The sequence below is a fragment of the Paenibacillus sp. SEL3 genome (assembly GCF_054602585.1).
This window is the reverse complement of the sequence record NZ_CM137725.1, coordinates 2574266-2593350: the sequence shown is the minus strand read 5'-3', so window position 1 is coordinate 2593350 and position 19085 is coordinate 2574266. Positions and strand designations below refer to the sequence as shown.

General features: G+C 48.3%; 7 protein-coding genes. 5 read left to right on the top strand and 2 right to left on the bottom strand.

Annotated features, from left to right (window positions below; all coding sequences use genetic code 11):
- Nucleotides 1–112: 112 nt before the first annotated feature.
- Complete coding sequence (locus tag ACYCS5_RS12015) at nucleotides 113–11188, bottom strand: DUF7507 domain-containing protein (protein ID WP_459761107.1); 11076 nt, start codon at nucleotides 11186–11188, stop codon at nucleotides 113–115.
- 433 nt (nucleotides 11189–11621) lie between these two features.
- Between ACYCS5_RS12015 and hpf the strand changes: the two genes are divergently transcribed.
- From hpf to ACYCS5_RS11990, 5 genes are all read left to right on the top strand, one after another.
- A complete protein-coding gene (hpf, locus tag ACYCS5_RS12010; RefSeq protein ID WP_029514571.1) occupies nucleotides 11622–12176 on the top strand; it encodes a ribosome hibernation-promoting factor, HPF/YfiA family in 555 nt (184 codons plus the stop codon).
- Nucleotides 12177–12588: 412 nt separating this feature from the next.
- On the top strand, nucleotides 12589–15039 hold the full coding sequence (secA, locus tag ACYCS5_RS12005) for a preprotein translocase subunit SecA (protein ID WP_459761106.1): 2451 nt from the start codon (nucleotides 12589–12591) through the stop codon (nucleotides 15037–15039).
- A 138-nt stretch (nucleotides 15040–15177) separates the two neighbouring features.
- On the top strand, nucleotides 15178–15399 hold the full coding sequence (locus ACYCS5_RS12000; protein WP_208332588.1) for a hypothetical protein: 222 nt from the start codon (nucleotides 15178–15180) through the stop codon (nucleotides 15397–15399).
- 152 nt (nucleotides 15400–15551) lie between these two features.
- Nucleotides 15552–16665 (top strand): peptide chain release factor 2 gene (gene prfB, locus ACYCS5_RS11995; RefSeq protein ID WP_141695457.1). Its coding sequence is split into 2 segments (ribosomal slippage): nucleotides 15552–15623 and nucleotides 15625–16665, totalling 1113 coding nucleotides; the frame shifts between segments, so codons are not numbered across the junction.
- 97 nt (nucleotides 16666–16762) lie between these two features.
- Nucleotides 16763–17662 (top strand): YitT family protein, encoded by a 900-nt coding sequence (locus ACYCS5_RS11990; protein WP_029514568.1) that lies wholly within the window; start codon nucleotides 16763–16765, stop codon nucleotides 17660–17662.
- A 99-nt stretch (nucleotides 17663–17761) separates the two neighbouring features.
- Here ACYCS5_RS11990 and ACYCS5_RS11985 read toward each other — a convergent pair whose 3' ends face one another.
- Entirely contained in the window at nucleotides 17762–18676 is a 915-nt protein-coding gene (locus tag ACYCS5_RS11985) for an SMP-30/gluconolactonase/LRE family protein (RefSeq protein WP_165146250.1), read from the bottom strand.
- Between the last annotated feature and the right edge of the window lie 409 nt (nucleotides 18677–19085).

Sequence of the window (19085 nt, the reverse complement as noted above, 5' to 3'; positions counted from 1 at the left end):
TGGATAACGCGCTAGCAACTGCCCTGGAATTTATTCCAGGGCTTTTTTATGTTTTCTAATTACATAAAAAAGCCCCTTACCCGGTGGTAAGGAGCTCAACACAATAGAACTTTTACTCTAGAGAACCATCAAAGTCAGCCATCTCCACAAAAATGGTATTGGAGGAGGCAGATTGTTTCTCTACGCTTCCGTCTGGATAGCGGAATTGATAGCGCAGGATGACCTGGGCGATCAGATACGCACGGAGCGCAGATTCGATGTCGAAAGAAAAGACGATGACGGCTTTGTGGTCTGGGTCAAGCCGACCTAACGGAATACCTTGGAGCAGGTTAGGATGCGGAAGCGGCACAGAATTCACGGTGACCGTTCGCAGCAAAATGAAATCTTCGGCTGCAAATGGTGCAGTGAGCAAAAGCTCTTCCAGTGGAGTATTACCGATGTTTTCCACATGGACGGTGAAGGACAGGGTATCTTCTTGGCCGACACGTAAAGCGCTGGAGCTAAGCGTAAGTTTAGGGATGGCTGCAATAACGGTCACGTCGACGGTGTTGGTTTGGGTTGTTTCCTGGATGGTCTCTCCACCACTACGACGTGAGGTATATTCGATGGTGGCTTGGTTGCTGAATGTTCCATCTGCTGGTGCCTCACGAATTTGCGCCTGGAGCGTAAGGGTGAGCGTCTCCCCCGGTGCAATATCCGGGAGCGTGATACCTGCGGCGGGATTAGCGCCTGGCTGTGCTTTTTCTTGGATAGTTAGGCTGTTGGGTACATAAATCAGTCCTTGCGGCAATGGGTCCGTGAACAACGGATACTGCGCTGTGATCCCCCCTATGTTAGTAATCTGAATGGTGAAGGTGAGTGTGTCGTCTACAGAGGCATCTGTGGTGTTCACCTTTTTAACTAATTCGAGCAGTGGGAATACAACTGGGATCGTAACGGCTTTGGTAGTCAATGTCCCTGATACGACTCTTCCTCCAGGTAGCGTAAACGAGTAGGCAAAGGCAGCTTGATTTACGATGTAGCCAGATGGAGGCGTCTCCGATACGGTCACTCGATAAGTCAGTGTCAACGACTGTCCAGGTTCCACATACCCAAGGCTAACACCGATAGTTGGATCGGCTCCCGACAGTGATTGACCGTTCAACTGTATGCTGTCAGGAATCAACAGAGTCCCGGCAGGAATGAAATTTTGCAGTGTAACTTCGGATGTTACGTTGCCGAAGTTGTTGAGCAGTACCGTATAGGTAAGACTTTCTCGTGCGATGGCCTCCGTATTTTCCGTGGAGATACTTGCGGCAAGCTGTGGATCGAAAACAGCTATAGTCACGGTATTGCTGGTAACCTCGTTAGCACCGTCACTGCCAGCATATTGAAGCCGCACGCTATTGTTTAGACGTCCTCCGAGAGGCAGAGACTGAACGTTCACGCTGTAGGATACATCAATTGTCTGTCCTGCCTGCAAGCTGCCGATAAATAATGGTTCACCCGGCTTGCTAGAAGCAGGTGGAGAACCGCTAATTCTCAAGCTACTCGGGTTTATGATGGTTCCATTCGGTACGTAATCGGCTAACACTACATCGGTAATGACCGAGCCTCCATCATTAACAAGAGTCAACTGATAAGGCACAGCATCGCCTAATGCGACAGTAGACACTGTTGTGCGTAGCACGGCTGACAAGGCTCCTGTAGCCGTAGGGGCTACTTTAACCGAGACAGAAGGTGAAGCAGTTACCAGATTCGTGCTTCGTCCGTCCGGCAGCTGGTAGGAGTAAGCCAGCGAAGCTTGATTCACCAGTGTGCCAGACTCGGAGGCACGAACGACAAGCGCGGAGAAGAGGGTAGTCGTCTTTTCTCCTGGTGCGATAGTGCCTAGGGCAATGCCTTGCCCTGGACTGACGCCATATTGAGGGATTCCATTAACCGAAACAGAGCCAGAAACAAAAGAAAGCTCCGATGGCAGTGAGTCCGTTAACAAGCCAAATGCACCAATATTCCCAGTATTTTCTGCAATGATGGAATAGGTGATGCTTTGACCTGGCTGTACGCTCTCCGTGCTGGCTATTTTCGTCAGTTTCACTACAGGCTGAAGTAAGGCAATGGTGACAGCATTGGACAAAACGGCACTCGCTTCTTCACCATTTGAGAGTAACAGGCGTGCCTGATTCGTACGTGGTCCTGGCTGTTCTGTCGCTGTGATACGGACATCAAAGGATATGACAGTCTTGGAATTCGCTTCTAACGGTGGCAAAGGTATACCGGTGCCGGGATCGCTTTCTGTTACCGTAGATCCATTAATCTGAACTGAACCTGTAATAAACTCGATGTCTTCTGGCAAAATATCCAGCAAACGGGCATCTTGCACGGTATTTGTATCCTCGTTGAAGATCACGAGTTCATACGTCAAGGTTTCGCCAGTAGTGGCGAAAGGTGAGCTTACGCTTTTACTTAATGTGATGTCTAGCGGTGACACGGCAACCTCAACAATGTTGGATAAACGGAAACCGCCTGCCTCTCGCCCATTTGGTGCATTAAAGCGATAGTCTACCTCGGCCTGATCAACCAGCAGTACGGTTGCAGGGATGGAAGATACCAGCACTTGGAAAGTGACAGTTGCCGATTGTCCTGGTGGTATGGCTGGAGTCGGGATGCCGGAAACCGGGCTTGCACCGGGAGCTGCAATGCCATTAATCGAGACGGTGTTGGGAAGGAATACAGAGCCGTCTGGAATATTGTCGCTTACCGTAGTTGAGGCTGCAATGTTACCCGTGTTGGATACGACAATCGTATAAGTGATGATGTCTCCGACGGTGGCATTATTAGTATTGCTTGTTTTGACTGCTGTCAGGATCGGCTGGAAGACTGGAATAGTTACCACATTAGATGTTGAACTGCCAGTAAATGCCCCGCTGGTAAAGCTAACGGATGCCTGATTGGTTAATTGTGCCGATGTGGGCAAGAAATCGACTCGAGCCTGGAACGTAACGGTAGTAACGGCTCCAGGAGTGAGTGTACCGATAGCAATACCAAATCCGGGATTTCCATCAGGGAAGGAGATTCCATTTACAGTAACGCTGCCATTCACAAAGGAGCTTCCTGCTGCAATGATATCTGAAACCACTATATTATTGGCGGTACTGATTCCATTGTTGGAAACGGCCAAGGTATAGGTGATGATATCGCTGACAATGGCGTCTGTAGCTGCTGTTCCTTTGACAATGCTCACATCTGGTGAGGATACAGAGATACTAACTGTGTTGGATACCGCAGATCCGGATACTGTTCTGCCATCTGGTGGTTGGAAAGTGAATGAGCCTGATGCCTGATCGACCAGTACCTGTGGATTAGGCAGAGTATTGATAACGGTTTGGAACGTTACGGATACCGTTCCGCCTGGCAACACGGATCCAACGGGAACGCCCGTTTCGATGGACAATCCAGGTTGTGGACTGCCAGCAATGCTGACACTGTTGGCAAGGAAAGTCGATCCGGCTGGGATGTTATCGCTGATGGTAAGTGCTGCTGCAATATTGCCGCTATTCACGGCCGTAATCGTGTACGTCAGTGTATCGCCGACGGAGGCGTTAAGAGTGCTGGATGCTTTAGTAATTGCAATTAGCGGTTGGAACACAGGTACGATGAGTGGATCGGAAAAGGCAGTGCCAGTGAACGTTCCGCTAGTAAACGTGACGGCTGCAATATCTGTGAGCAGGGGTGGCTGCGGCAAAGACTGGACAGTCGTTTGGAAACTGACGACGAATGTATTTCCAGGTGCGACGTTTCCAATGGCAATTCCAGCAATCGGAGAGACATTAGGGAAGGCTACTCCGTCGATGAGGACACTGCCCGGAACGAAGGAGGTACCTGCAGGAATTGTATCGGTCACGACAGTATCTGTGACTGAATCCACACCGCTATTCGTGATGCTCAGTGTATATCTGATCGTATCTCCGATTACAGCGGCTGCCAGACTGGATGTTTTCGTCACCTGAATATTAGGTGCAGACACAGCAACATTGACTGTATTGGATGTGACGGAGCCACTCAGCACCCTACCATCTGGTGGTGAGTACGTAAAGTTCACTTGCCCTTGGTCAGTCAATATAGGCGGAGCTGGCAGAGACGAGACGATGGTTTGGAAACTTACTGTGATACTGCCTGATGGGGCTAGTGATCCGAGTGTTATGCCTGTAACTGGCGAAGCTCCTGGCACCAGGATGCCGTTAACGACTACGCTGTTAGGCAATAATTCAGAACCTACAGGAATGTTATCCGACAGAACAGGTATAACGCCGATATTTCCAGTATTGGTTAGCGTCAAGGTGTAGACCAATGTCGATCCGATCTGTGTATTGACGGTATTGACGGTTTTGGTCAGGCCGATGATTGGCTGATAAACAGGCAAGGTCACCGGATCGGATTGCGAAGACGAGGTCAACGCGCCCGAAGTAAAGCTGACGGTTGCTTGATTAGTTATTTGCGGCGGCTGCGGCAGACTAACGACGGAGACCTGGAATGTAACGGCTGCCGAGCCACCTACTGCAATGGTGCCAACAGGGATACCTGAGCTTGGTGATGCAGTAGGTACAGATGTGCCATTCACGGTTACACTGCCAGAAACAAAGCTGGTGCCGGGCGGCAGCTGATCAGATACAACGGCATTGACGACTGGACTGATTCCGTTATTCGTAGCGACGACAGTATACGTAATGGTATCTCCGACTACAGCATCTGTAGCGGAGGCTGTTTTGATAACGTCCACATCTGGCGAAGAGACCGAGACGGTCACGGACGGAGATACTGCACTTCCAGTCAGGACACGACCATCTGGTGGTTGATAGCTGTAAGCTGCGGTCGCCTGATTGACCAATGTACCTGATGCGGGCAGTGAGGTAATGACTGTCTGAAAGGTCAGAGTGACGGTCGTAGCTGCACCTATGATACCCAATGGGATCCCAACACTTGGATCTGAACCAGGTGCGGCGGTGCCATTGATCACTACACTATTAGGTATAAAAGCTGCCCCTGCCGGAATGGGATCACTAAGTACGGTATCTGCACCGATGTTTCCAGAGTTCGTAACGGAGAATGTATAGGTTACAGTATCTCCAACTGTAGCTCTTCCCGCTCCCGCGCTTTTAGTTACAGTGACGATCGGTTGATACACAGGGATGGTAACGGGATTGGATACCGAAAATCCATTAAATGCACCCGAAGTAAAGCTGACGGTTGCTTCATTAGTGATGGACGCCGGTGTCGGCAGGGATTGTACGTTAAGCAAAAAGCGAATCGTGGCTCCGCCATCAGCTCCAAGCGTTCCGACAGGAACGCCATTTTGTGGGTTGGCTGTAACAACAGGAGTACCATTAATTGTAACGCTGCCCGGGACAAAGGCGGTTCCGAAAGGAATGGTGTCCGTAACGATTACGCTAGTAACCGGATCGAGTCCGTTATTGAACGCAGTTATGACATAGGGAACAGAATCGCCCACGACAGCGACAGCCACCTCGGCTGCCTTTGTGACTGTTACATTCGGTGACGAGACTGGAATGGATACAGGCAGGGCTGCTCCGCTTCCAGTCAACGTTCGTCCATCTGGCAATTGGAACGTGTAGTTCACAGTGGCCTGGTTGGTCAGTATAGAGCCAGGTGGTACTGATATGACCACGGCGCTAAACGAGACGGTTACCGTCGCGCCTGGGGCGATTGAACCGATATTAATGCCTGTAATAGGGTCTGCTCCGGGAATGGGCGCACCGTTGACCAATACGCTATTTTGATTCAGGCTAAGCGAGCTGGATAACAGATCAAGCACGACCGTTTCTGCAGGCGCGTTGCCGGTATTGGTTACAGTGATGAAAAAACCAAGTGTATTCCCTACGGTAGCACGATCCGCACTGAGGGTATTGGTCACATTCAAGATCGGCTGTAATACAGGCAGGCTGACTTGATTCGAGACGGATTGACCTGCAAAAGCCCCGGAATTAAAGGATACCGTTGCCTGATCTGTTGACAAACCTGATGCTGGCAAGGATGTTACTGTGGCCTGGAAGGTAACCGTTGCTGAGCTGCCAGCTGGAACAGTGCCTACGGACACACCTGTAGCAATGTTGGCTCCTGGTATAGTGATACCGTTGACTTGTACGGAGTTAGGTATAAAAGTAGTGCCATCAGCTATCGGGTCGATAAAGACCGTCCCTGTTACAGGTTCAATGCCTCCGTTTGCTGCGGTAATGGTGTACGTAATGGTGTCTCCAAAGGCTACAGAAGTCTGATTGACTGTTTTGGTCACGGTGACATCTGGATTGGATACAGGAATAAACACCGGATTGGATTGGACGCTTCCGTTTAATGTGCGACCGTCAGGTGGCTGGAAAGTGAATGTGGCCGAACCTTGATTTAACAGACCCAGGCCAGTGGGGACAGCGTTAATGACCACTTGAAAGGTAAGAGAAACAGAAGCCCCCGCTGCAATGTTTCCGACTATTACCCCTGATTGGGGATTGGCTCCAGCAACAGGCAGACCGTTCACGGTGACGCTATTCGGTATAAAGGAGGAACCAGATGGAATGGCATCGGTGAAGGTGGCGGTCGCTGCTAGATTACCTGTATTTTGGGCAGTGAGTGTATAGACTACGGTGTCGCCTACCGTTGCTTGACTCGTATTTGCGGTTTTAAGAAGACTGATAATAGGCTGGTAAACAGGGACGACAACGGTGTTGGAGAGTGATGTGAAGTTCAGTGTACCGCTGGTAAAAGAAACTGTAGCCTGATCACTCAGCTGAGGTGGGTCAGGCAGGCTGTTGACAGACACGGAAAAGGTAACGGTTGTTGACGCTCCAGCAGCGATGGAGCCAATTGGAATCCCCGTTAAGGGGCTGGCTGACGGCAGCGTTGTTCCATTTACGATAACGGAGCCAGGAACAAAAGAGGAGCCTGTCGGAATGGTATCGGTCACACGAACATCTGTTATGATTTCAATGCCACTATTGGTAGCTGTAATAGTATAGGTTATCGTATCACCAGGAACGGCATCAGTTGCCGAGGTGCTTTTACTGACCTGCACATTGGGTGACGATACAGGAATTGTGACAATATTGGACGAAACATTGCCGTTAACAATCCGGCCATCCGGCGGTTGAAAGGAAAAACTGATATTCGCCTGGTCGGTGAGTTGGGGAGGTAAAGGCACGGAAGTAATCACCACCTGAAAAGTTGTTTGAGTTACGGCTCCAGGTGCAATGGAGCCAATAGACAGACCTGCTTCGGGACTGGTATCAGGAATAGGAACACCGCTGACGACCACACTGTTCGGTACTAGTGCTGAGCCTGCGGGAATATTGTCTGTCAATGTGGCAGCAGCAGCTATGTTACCATTGTTGGTTACCGCCACGGAATACGTTACGATATCGCCAACTGTTGCCCGTAGGAGGTCAGCAGTTTTACTTACAGTTAGCACTGGAGCATTGACGGCTACTGTCACCGGGTTAGATACTGACACGCCTGAAAAAGCACCGCTCGTGTAGCTGACACGCGATTGATTGATGAGCTGCGGTGGACTTGGTAATGGAGAGGATACCGTTACCCTGAAGGTGATCGTAGCTCCCCCTCCAGCGGCAATGCTCCCAATTACGATACCTAAAGAAGGATCTCCACTGGCTATTGTGGAGCCATTCAGCGTTACGCTACCCGCAGTGAATTGAGAGCCGGCCGGGATAGGATCGGAAACGACCACATTGTTCACGGTCTGGATTCCGTTGTTAAGTACGGTCAGGGTGTATAATACCGAATCACCTGGAATGGCGGTGAAACGGTTTGCAGTCTTCGAAATGGACACATTCGGCGCAGACACAGGAATGGATAGCACGTTGGACGATGTGCTATCTGTTCGCACCCGCCCATCAGGCAATGTAAAGGAAATGGCGGCGGTGGCCTGGTCTGTCAGTTGAGATGGTGTTGGAAGAGAGGCTACTACGGTTTGAAATGTCAGTGTGATAGGGCTTTGCGGCGACACGGTTCCGATGAAAATGCCTGCTGCTGGACTGGCTCCAGGCTGATTAACACCATTGATTACTACGCTGTTCTCTATAAATGTGGACCCGGCAGGAATAACATCTGTCAGCGTTACAGAAGCATTATAGTTACCGTTGTTCGCGACCAACAATGTATACAGAATTGTGTCGCCTATCGTAGCTACTGTTGTATTTGCAGATTTGACCACACTGATACGAGGCTGATAAACCGGCACAGAGACGGTATTTGTCTGGGATGTTCCGGTAAAAGCACCGCTGGTGAAGCTGACACCGGCTGTGTTTTGCAGCGGCTGTACGGACGGAACGGCGTTGACTAGCACGGCATAGGACACCTGCACGGATGCGCCTGCGCCAATGGTACCGACTGGAATGCCACTTCTTGGATCGACTGTGCTCACAGGTGAACCACCGACGGTTACGCTTCCGGGTACAAATGACACGCTGCCGGGGAGTGAATCGGTAATCACGGTGTTTGTGATGGGGTCAATTCCGTTATTAATGGCGTTCACGCTGTAGGTCAGCGTTTCGCCAACACTAACGGATGTGAATCCCGCAGACTTGGTTACGGATATGTTAGGAAGTGAAATCGACACGGAAACAATGTTGGAAAGAAGCGAGCCCGAGAGGGTTCTTCCGTCTTGCAACTGATATGAATATTGGAGCAGGCCCTGATCGTTTAATCCACCCCCGGGTGGTAGGGAATCTACTGTCGTCCGGAATGAGACTGTAATTTGTGCACCAGGGTTTATGGTGCCCACTGAAATTCCCGTATTAGGATTGGCGCCTGGCACTGAGGATCCGCCGACAATGACGCTTCCGGGAATAAAGGTGGAGCCTGTCGGTACAGTTTCCGTTAAGGTCGTGTTTAATACGACTGTTCCGGTATTAGCGATGAGGAATGAATAAGTAATTATTCCGCCAACGCTGGCACGGTTGGAGCTTGCGCTCTTGGTAATTGTCGGCGCCGCGATAACGACAGGTATGGTTACAAGATTGGACAAAGATGATCCGGTAAAGGCCCCGGAAGTGAAGCTGAAAGTTGCACGATTGTTGATCTGTGCAGGAGAAGGCAGAGAATTAATGGCTGCCCGAAATACAACCGTAACCGATGCGCCTGGAGCTAAAGTACCGATCGGAATGCCGTTCACAGGTGTAGCAGTCGCAGAAGCAGTTCCGTTCACGGTGACGCTACCAGGTACAAAGGCAACTCCGTTTGGCAGCGGATCGGTAACGACTACATTGGTCACATTGGCGATTCCGTTGTTTGTGGCGGTTAGGGTAAACTGAACAGTCTCTCCGACTGCGGCTGCCGCCAGAGAAGAGGCCTTTGTCACGGTCACATTTGGTGAGGAGACGGGAATGGTGAGCGTGTTGGACGTCCCGCTTCCGTTCAATACACGTCCGTCAGGTGGTGTGAAGGTATACGTGTAAGCCGCCTGATCGGTCAAATTACCAGTGGCGGGAACCACATTGACCAGGGTCTGGAAGGTCACGGGTATAGTAGCACCTGTATTAATCGTTCCTACTGAAAAACCAGTAGCGGGATTGGCAGCAGGCACGGAGGAACCGCCAATGGTCACACTACCCGGTATGAAGGATGATCCGGCGGGAATACTCTCCGAAAAGCTGAGATTTGCAGCAATGCTGCCCGTGTTGGATATTTGAAACGTGTACGTAATCGTATCTCCGACTGTAGTAGCCGTTGTATTGGCACTTTTAACAATCCCGATGACGGGCTGGTAGATCGGTGTACTGGCAGTGTTGGACGGAACGTTGCCAGAAATGACAGGCCCTCCAGGTACAGTTTGGAAGGAAAAGGATGCGGATGCCTGATTACCTAGCTGGGTGTTTGCTGGCAATGAAGTGACGGTTGCACGAAATGTAATGGTCACCGTGGAAGCAGGAGCTACACTGCCCACTGTGATACCTGTAGCGGGATTGGCCGTTGGCTGGGCTGTGCCCGCGACAACAACACTGCCAGGTACGAAGGTAGCCCCGGTTGGTATGGTATCGGTAAGTACTGTGTTGGAAGCACTGACGAGCCCCGTATTCGAAATGTTAACCGTATAGGTCACTGTATCGCCAATAACCAATCCTGTAGAGCTGGCAGTTTTGGTCAGGGTCACCAGCGGAGCATTGATATCAATTTGAATGGCATTGGCATTTACAGTGTAAATGTCGCCATTGGTTGTCAGCTGGAGGACACCTGTCGTTTGGCTGTTGAGCAGCGTGGAGGAAATATCGACATTGGTAATGTCCCAGCCTTGCCGTCCACCGGTCACCTGCGTTCCAGGTGTCCCATTTACGGCATTAGTTGTACCGAAGGTCCCGGTCGTGACCAATGTACCGTCATCTCCGTTTATTTGCGAAGCGAAAAAATTAGTCGAAAAATTATTAGGCCCAGACAGCGCAGTCAAACTGGATGTGGTAGGTCCAAACAACGCACGGTCACCAGTGATGTCCACGTCACCCTCTTGGGCGCTAATCAGCGCCCTGCCGCGCAGAGTTCCCTGTACAGGAGTGGCAAAGCCACTCACTACAACGTTGACCGAGCCAGTAGCACTGCTGACCCCCTCACCGCCTACACGCAGCGACAGGTTACGGAAGGGCAGAGATGGGTTATTGTACACCACAGCCAGCGTCCAGCCGGCATGGTTGGTGTTGGTGGAATCCGGAACCGTGATGGTGCCCGTCACATTTCCGACCGTGTATGCCCCTGCACCGCCTTGAATGACCAGATTTGTGACATTTGCTGTTCTCACATAGGTACTGAGACTGGTGACGTTGACTGATGTTGCAGATTCAGGGCTGACCGTGGTAGATAAAGCAGGTGTCTGAAATGTGACCGGGTTACTGGCGCTGGACAATACATTGGTGCTGCCGTTGGCATAACTTCCTCCCCAAATAAGCTCAGCATACAGCACTGTACTGCCCGCAGGGAGCACAAGGAATGCTGTCGATGAGTTACTGGTAAAGGTAGAAGTCGTGCCAAATGGATACGTGCCGAAGCGAGAGGCTGTATTGGTTGTGATGAAAGCGCCAATGCTGGTCGCTGTTCCCGGCACTCCTACCGAATTAGAACGTGCCAGCCCAAGTGTATTCCCTATAAAGGTGACAGCCCCCGTCTGGTTCGTTACGTAACGCTGAATAAAAGCCATGGATTAGCTTCCTACTTTCCATCTCTTCCAAATCTGTTATCTTGAGATCTCCGTATAGGAAGAGCCAGCTAGGCTGGGTGTAATAATCCTTTCGTATAAATTGTCTGGGTTGTAACCAGGCCTTGCATACCGCACAAGTCCATGTACCTGTCCATCGGGAAAGGGACACCCCCTTTTTCGATAAAATCGCTTAGCATGAAGCCCAAAATAGTTGTTTGTCATGACGTCAGCGGAGCAATATTCGTATATGCACTCATTATTCACATATGTATGCAAGTCGATTTTAAACATACCTGTTTTCAAAGAATGACGTTATGGGAAGCGTTTTAGCGAAAAAAGAGGGATTTTGTAAAATAGCTTCGAAATGTTGGTCTCTTTTTTTACTTGGCGTTAACATATGTGCTATACTGAAGGGGCAAAGGAGGCGTGCCCTATGAACTTAACAGTACGAGGTCAACAGATCGAGGTTACCGACGCTTTGAAGGACTACGTTGATAAGAAATTCAGCAGACTTGAAAAGTATTTCGATGCACCCCCGACGTCTGATGGAAGTGTAACGTTAAGCACAACCAGAGATTTGCACACTGTAGAAGTAACCATTCCTTTGCCGGGGCTTGTACTCCGTGCCGAAGACGAGAGCGATGACATGTATGCATCCATTGATGCCGTGGTAGACAAGCTTGAACGGCAAATTCGCAAGCACAAAACCAAGCTAAACCGAAAATTCCGTCAAGAAGGCAGTTTGAAAACCCTTTTTGTGGAAGATCCGGCAGGTGGCGTGGCTGTTGCTGAAGATGCAGAACTGGATGAGCTGGAAGTTGTCCGCACCAAGCGTTTCTTATTGAAACCTATGGATGTGGAAGAAGCTATTCTTCAAATGAACATGGTTGGACATAATTTCTTTGTGTTTTCCAATATTGACAACGAAGAAGTTAACGTAGTTTACAAGCGCAATGATGGTAAATACGGTCTGATCGAACGGCAATAGCCTGTGAAGTAGGAACTTTTCACATTTTAAAATGAATAGAACGATTTCGATTGAAGCATGCTTCATGGATATTAGGAAAATGAAAACAACACGAGCCTTATCCTTGCGAACCTGGCGGGATAAGGCTCTTTTATATGTTTTTTTGTGAAAGTAAGGAAATTTAAACTTGGATAAGTGTAATCAAGTTGTGTATTTCGTGCGTCAATTGTTTTGGTATCTTTAACCGGATGCAAATCTGGAGGCTGCTTGTGTTGCGGCATGTCCTACAAACTGTTACAATTTATGCAAAGAACATCGCACGATGGGCTGGTACAGCCGGGCCTGTCAAACATATCGGGAATCAATTTCATCATGGACCCTTTCTTATTGTGAAATTGATTCTATTAATTGTTTTGCGCGAAAGGGGTAAACCATGCTAGGAATTGTTAAGAAAATCTTCGGAGATACCAATGAACGTGATGTCAAGCGTTTAATGAAGACGGTTGAACTGATCAATAAGATAGAGCCGGATTTCGAAAAGCTCTCGGATGAGGAGTTGCAAGCGAAGACGGTGGAATTTAAAGCTCGGGTCGAACAAGGGACTACGGCTGAAGAAATTTTGCCAGAAGCTTTTGCTACTGTTCGCGAAGCGTCCAAACGGGTGCTGGGTAAACGTCATTATGACGTACAGATGCTCGGCGGTATTGCGCTGCATGAAGGTAAAATTGCCGAAATGAAAACCGGTGAAGGTAAAACACTGGTAGGAACACTGCCGGTTTATTTGAATGCTCTGTTGGGCAAAGGCGTGCACGTGGTTACGGTCAATGACTATTTGGCGCAACGTGACAGCGGAGAAATGGGACAAATTTATAACTTCCTAGGAATGTCCGTAGGGCTTAATTTGGCCAACATGGATCATGCCGCCAAGCAGGCAGCATATGCTTGTGACATCACATACGGTACAAACAACGAGTTCGGATTCGATTATCTGCGTGATAATATGGTGCTTTACAAAGAGCAGATGGTACAACGTCCGTTGTACTTCTGTATCATTGATGAAGTGGATTCCATTCTCGTCGATGAAGCTCGTACACCATTGATTATTTCAGGACAAGCTCAGAAATCGACCGAGCTGTATTTTGCGGCTGACCGTTTTGTGAAGAGCCTGAATGTTGAAGAAGATTACACGCTGGATATTAAGGTGAAGTCGGTTGCTTTGACCGAAAACGGCGTATCCAAAGCTGAAAATTTCTTTGGTCTTGAAAACTTGTACGATCAGGAAAGTGTTACAATCAATCACCACATTGTACAGGCATTGAAAGCTAATGCTATTATGCGTTTGGATGTGGACTATGTCGTGGCTGACGGTGAAGTCCTAATTGTCGATGAGTTTACAGGTCGTTTGATGGCTGGACGTCGTTACAGTGATGGTTTGCACCAAGCTATTGAAGCAAAGGAAAACATCATTGTACAAAATGAAAGCATGACATTGGCGACAATTACATTCCAAAACTATTTCCGTATGTACCGCAAATTGGCGGGTATGACGGGTACAGCTAAAACAGAAGAAGAAGAATTCAAAAAAATATATGGTCTGGAAGTGCTCCAAATTCCGACGAATAAGCCTAACCAGCGTGTAGATATGCCTGACATAGTGTACAAGAGCGTGAAAGGCAAATTCCATGCTGTGGTAGATGAAATCCTGGAGCGTAACAAAAAGAACCAGCCGATATTAGTAGGTACGGTTTCTATTGAAAACTCGGAGCTTCTTTCTGAAATGCTGAAACGCAAAGGCGTTCGTTACAAAGTGCTTAACGCCAAGTATCATGCTGAGGAAGCTGAGATTATTTCCCGTGCAGGTGAAGCAGGCGCAGTTACCATCGCTACCAACATGGCCGGACGTGGTACTGACATCGTACTGGGTGAAGGCGTATCAGAACTTGGTGGTTTGCACATCATCGGTACAGAACGTCATGAATCCCGTCGTATTGATAATCAGCTTCGCGGACGTGCAGGACGTCAGGGTGATCCGGGCTCCACACAGTTTTACTTATCGCTGGGCGATGAGTTAATGAAGCGTTTTGGTGCGGACAACGTACTGAATATGATGGAGCGTTTGGGCTTCGAGGAAGACCAACCCATCGAAAGTCGCATGATTACACGTGCTATCGAATCAGCTCAAAAACGCGTCGAAGGCAACAACTTTGATCAGCGTAAAGTCGTTCTCCAGTATGATGATGTAATGAACCAGCAGCGTGCTATTATTTACAAACAACGCCGTGAGGTGCTGGAATCAGAGAACATCAAGGAAATTGTGTTTGACATGATCAAGCCTGTCATTGAGCGTGTAGTGGAAGCTCATTGCGGGGATGACATTCCTGAAAACTGGGAACTTGAAGAAGTAGCAGAGTATGTGAATAACAACCTGCTTGAGGAAAATACACTTACACGTGACGACCTGTGGGGCAAGGAAAAAGAGGAGATCGTGGATATGATCTTCGAAAAAGTTACCAACAGATACCACAGCCGTGAAGAAATGATTGGCGAAGATATGGTACGCGAGTTCGAGAAAGTTATCGTACTGCGTGCGGTCGATAGCAAATGGATGGACCATATTGATGCTATGGATCAATTGCGTCAAGGTATTCACTTGCGTGCTTACGGCGGTACCGATCCTCTGCGCGAGTATCAATTTGAAGGCTTCGAAATGTTCCATGCTATGATTGCTAGCATCCAAGAGGAAGTAGCGACATACATCATGAAAGCACAAATTGAATCCAATCAAGAGCGTCAGGCTGTCATCGACGAAGACAAAATCTCGACGAGTGGTGAACCAGCTGCTCCTAAAAAGAAATCCGCTCCTTCGCGTCCGCGTAGAAAATAACGGATTGAAATTAAGGGAGAGTCTTGAGATACACTATTCCCTGCAGTGCATATAATGGCAGGCGGCAGTTCAACCACTGACCGTCGGCCATTTTGTGCCATACAGGGGATGCACTGATGTTTTCAGCTTATAGTGTTTTTGTTGGAGGATCAGTTTGAATATTTTTTTCTTGAGAAGATTGTCCCTATTTCTATAATTATGACAAGCAAGCGGGTCTTAGCTTGCTTGTCAGTTAATTCAGCTCTTGACTCGGCTCACATACCTGAGCCGATTATCTATAAGTCGTTTGACTTTACGGCGGTCGGTAGCGAAGTGAAGGATTTGAATCTGGAGAAGCGTCAGCGTTCGCCTTTGCAGTGAGATGCCCACCTTTGAATGTGTTAATCCAATCAAGGGCATCTCGCTGCAACAGCGATCGTAAGATCAAATCATTCGCGCAGCGTCTCTTCACCCAGCCGTAACTCACAACGCTTTTACTTCCCCTAACCATATATTAAAAGGAGAATGACAGCATGATTGATCCAAGTGTAAAGCATGATTTGCGAGAAATAGGCAAGAAACTAACAAACCTTAGGGGGTCTCTTTGACTTAGATCTCAAACAGGAAATGATCGCAAACTTTGAAGTAAAGATGGCTGCACCTGACTTTTGGGATGATAATGATAAAGCCCAAGGTGTAATTGCAGAAATGAACGCTGTTAAGTCTTCAGTAGACAGCTATGAACAGCTTCGTCAGGAATACGAAGATGCTGGCATGATGGCTGAGCTGGCTGATGAGGAAGGCGATGAAACACTGGCTGGAGAAATCGAGAATAGTGTCAGTTCTCTGCTGAGCAAGCTTCAGGAGTTTGAGTTGCAATTGCTTTTGAATCAGCCGTATGACAAACTTAATGCCATCCTGGAGTTGCATCCGGGAGCAGGCGGAACGGAGTCCCAAGACTGGGGACAAATGTTGCTACGGATGTATACTCGCTGGGCTGAAAAACGGGGCTTTAAGGTAGAGACCCTGGATTATCTAGCGGGTGATGAAGCAGGAATTAAGAGTGTAACACTTTTGATCAAAGGTTATAATGCCTATGGCTATTTGAAAGCGGAGAAAGGCGTGCATCGGCTTGTTCGTATCTCTCCATTTGATTCCTCCGGCCGTCGGCATACATCGTTCGTATCCTGTGATGTGGTGCCTGAAATTGCGGATGATGTGGACGTTGAGATCCGCACGGAAGATCTTAAAATTGATACGTACCGGGCCAGTGGTGCGGGCGGTCAGCATATTAATACGACCGATTCAGCCGTTCGGATTACGCATTTACCTTCCGGTATTGTCGTGACCTGTCAAAATGAACGTTCCCAGATCAAGAACCGAGAGCGTGCCATGACGATGCTCCGTTCCAAGCTCTACGAGCGTAAGATTGAAGAGCAACGTCAGCACTTGGACGAAATCCGCGGAGAACAGTCTGATATTGCATGGGGCAGCCAAATTCGCTCCTACGTGTTCCATCCATACAGCATGGTTAAGGATCATCGTACTAGTGTGGAAACCGGCAATGTAGGAGCTGTCATGGATGGCGATCTCGATCCGTTCATCGATGGTTACCTGCGCAGCCAAATTAAGCTGGACGCAGAATAATAGCCTGTACGTTTTCCTACAGTCCGCAGACCATGTGCCTGCAGACTGTAGGAATTTTTGTGTAACGGTATTTTTTAATTAAAGGAGAACACGAATGATGCCTCAATTGAATCCTCCCGCTGCTCGCCGAAGACGACGCAAGCCTCTGATTGCCGCCAGCGGACCCGCACGCAACGTGACCGATATTTTGCTGATTATACTCGGCTCTTTCATTACAGCGCTGACCTTTAACATGTTCTTGCTCCCAAACCGGATTGCATCCGGGGGGGTATCGGGCTTGTCTATCTTGGGCGAGGAGCTGTTTGGCCTGGAACCAGCCTATACGCAGTGGGGAATGAATATTCCATTATTTATAGCAGGGGTCCTGCTGTTAGGGAAAAAATACGGTTTGCGTTCTCTGCTGGGAAGTATTATGCTGCCGCTATTCGTTTATGTTACGAAGGATTGGGCAGTTCCGACAACCAATCCGTTGCTGGCTTCGCTATATGGTGGAATCGGAGTAGGATTGGGTTTAGGTACCGTGTTTCGGGGCAGGGGCTCGACGGGTGGATTGGCTATTTTGGCGCAGATTATTCAAAAATATACGGGTTTTAGTCTTTCTCTCTGTGTTATGTTGATGGATGGCACGGTGATTACACTGGCTGGTTTCGCCCTCTCGCCGGAACGGGCGCTGTATGCGTTGATCGGCTTGTTTGTAACGGGTAAGGTCATTGATGCCGTGGAAATGGGATTGGGCTACTCCAAAGTGGCTTACATCATATCCAATCAGAAAGAAACGATCACGCAGGCTATTTTGCAGGATTTGGACCGAGGATTGACAGAGCTGGCAGGACGGGGCGGTTACACGAACGAAGAACGTCCTGTGCTTATGGTTGTAGTCGGACAAAACGAGGTAACTCGCCTTAAAACGCTCGTCCGCTTGGTAGACCCGGAAGCTTTTGTGATAATAAGTAATACTCGTGAGGTATTGGGTGAAGGGTTTAAGAAGGAAAGCTGAAACAAAGAGGGCCTTCTGGAGGCATGCTCTTAACTGAATCCATGCAGGAGAGCCCACTAATATAGTAGGCTCTTCTCTCTTCAGCATGCTTTACTAGATTCATTTTACCAATCGTTCAAGCCAATTTGCCGTTTGTCCTTGATTAAAATACGAGGTAGGCGTTCCTTTTACCCCTGTCTTGACCATAAATAGGCCGCCTGCTAAGGGTTGATCGGCACTATCATCATCTTGAGCAGTCGTAATATATAACTCATCCAGCTGTTCACCGCCAAAAGCGCACGAAGTCACACAATTGACGGGAAGTGATACCTCAGCAATTACTTCTCCATGAGCAGGATGGATACGGGAGACACGTTTACCACCCCATCTCGCGACCCACAACATGCCCTCTGCATCGATTGTCATGCCATCTGGATACCCTTCACTTTCATCCAATCTAGCCACCAGTTGCTTATTCCTAATAGTGCCTTGCACCACATCGTAATCAAAGGAGACGACCTCCAATGTTGGAGTATCAATGTAATACATTGTACGATGATCTGCGCTCCAGGCTAATCCATTAGATATGGAAGCTTTACCAACCAGTAAGGAGACCTTGCCTTTTGTGTTCAGACTATACAATGCTCCTTGCGCATGTTCGCCATTTAGACTCATGGTTCCTGCTAAAAAACGTCCGGCAGGATCGCATTTTCCATCATTAAAACGATTACCTAGTCTACCTTCCTCAGGATCATGAATTAATACTTTGGCCCCTGTCTCAATATCTAAACAATATAGACCGCTAATCAGCGCTACGATCACTTTATTTTTGAGATAAGGTACAACTGCACCAATATGTTCACCAACATTTATTGTACGATCTGTGCATGTAGAAGGATCGTAGATATGCAATTGAAAGCCTTTAATATCGACCCAAAATAAACGTTGAAACCGCTGATCCCAGCTGGGACCCTCGCCTAACTTTGCTTTTGCATCTATAACGATATTCGCTGTATATGTTTCGATGTGTAACACCCCTAACGTATAGGTTTATTTTCGACCCCAATTATCCGCTTCAGCGGTTCCTCTGAGCAGATTCACTAGATGCAGCGCATGTGATTTCCTCTTGTATGTAGTGCTACATGTACTCCCTTCATGTTCAACAAGTCCATAAAGTGCAGCAAATGACCAATCGAGATGAACTCCAATAAGTGAGATCATGTAAAGGGAATATCCCCCTTATTCTTTATGCAAAGTGGCAAGCTGTATTCAAGAAGTTCGCTGTCTATTTTTTTATTTACTTTATTATAGCTCGTATAGCTTGTCGGTCAAAAGAATAGACAAGAGCGCATATTTTAAATTAGGGGGAATAACATGACATGAGGTGTTGTATTTATATAAATAGAGTCGTATAATAATACATATTTCATACGAACGGAATGGA

Coding starts and splice junctions, on each gene's coding strand:
- ACYCS5_RS12015 (WP_459761107.1), bottom strand. CDS start 11,188: ATGGCTTTTATTCAGCGTTACGTAACGAACCAGACGGGGGCTGTCACC.
- hpf (WP_029514571.1), top strand. CDS start 11,622: ATGAACTTAACAGTACGAGGTCAACAGATCGAGGTTACCGACGCTTTG.
- secA (WP_459761106.1), top strand. CDS start 12,589: ATGCTAGGAATTGTTAAGAAAATCTTCGGAGATACCAATGAACGTGAT.
- ACYCS5_RS11990 (WP_029514568.1), top strand. CDS start 16,763: ATGCCTCAATTGAATCCTCCCGCTGCTCGCCGAAGACGACGCAAGCCT.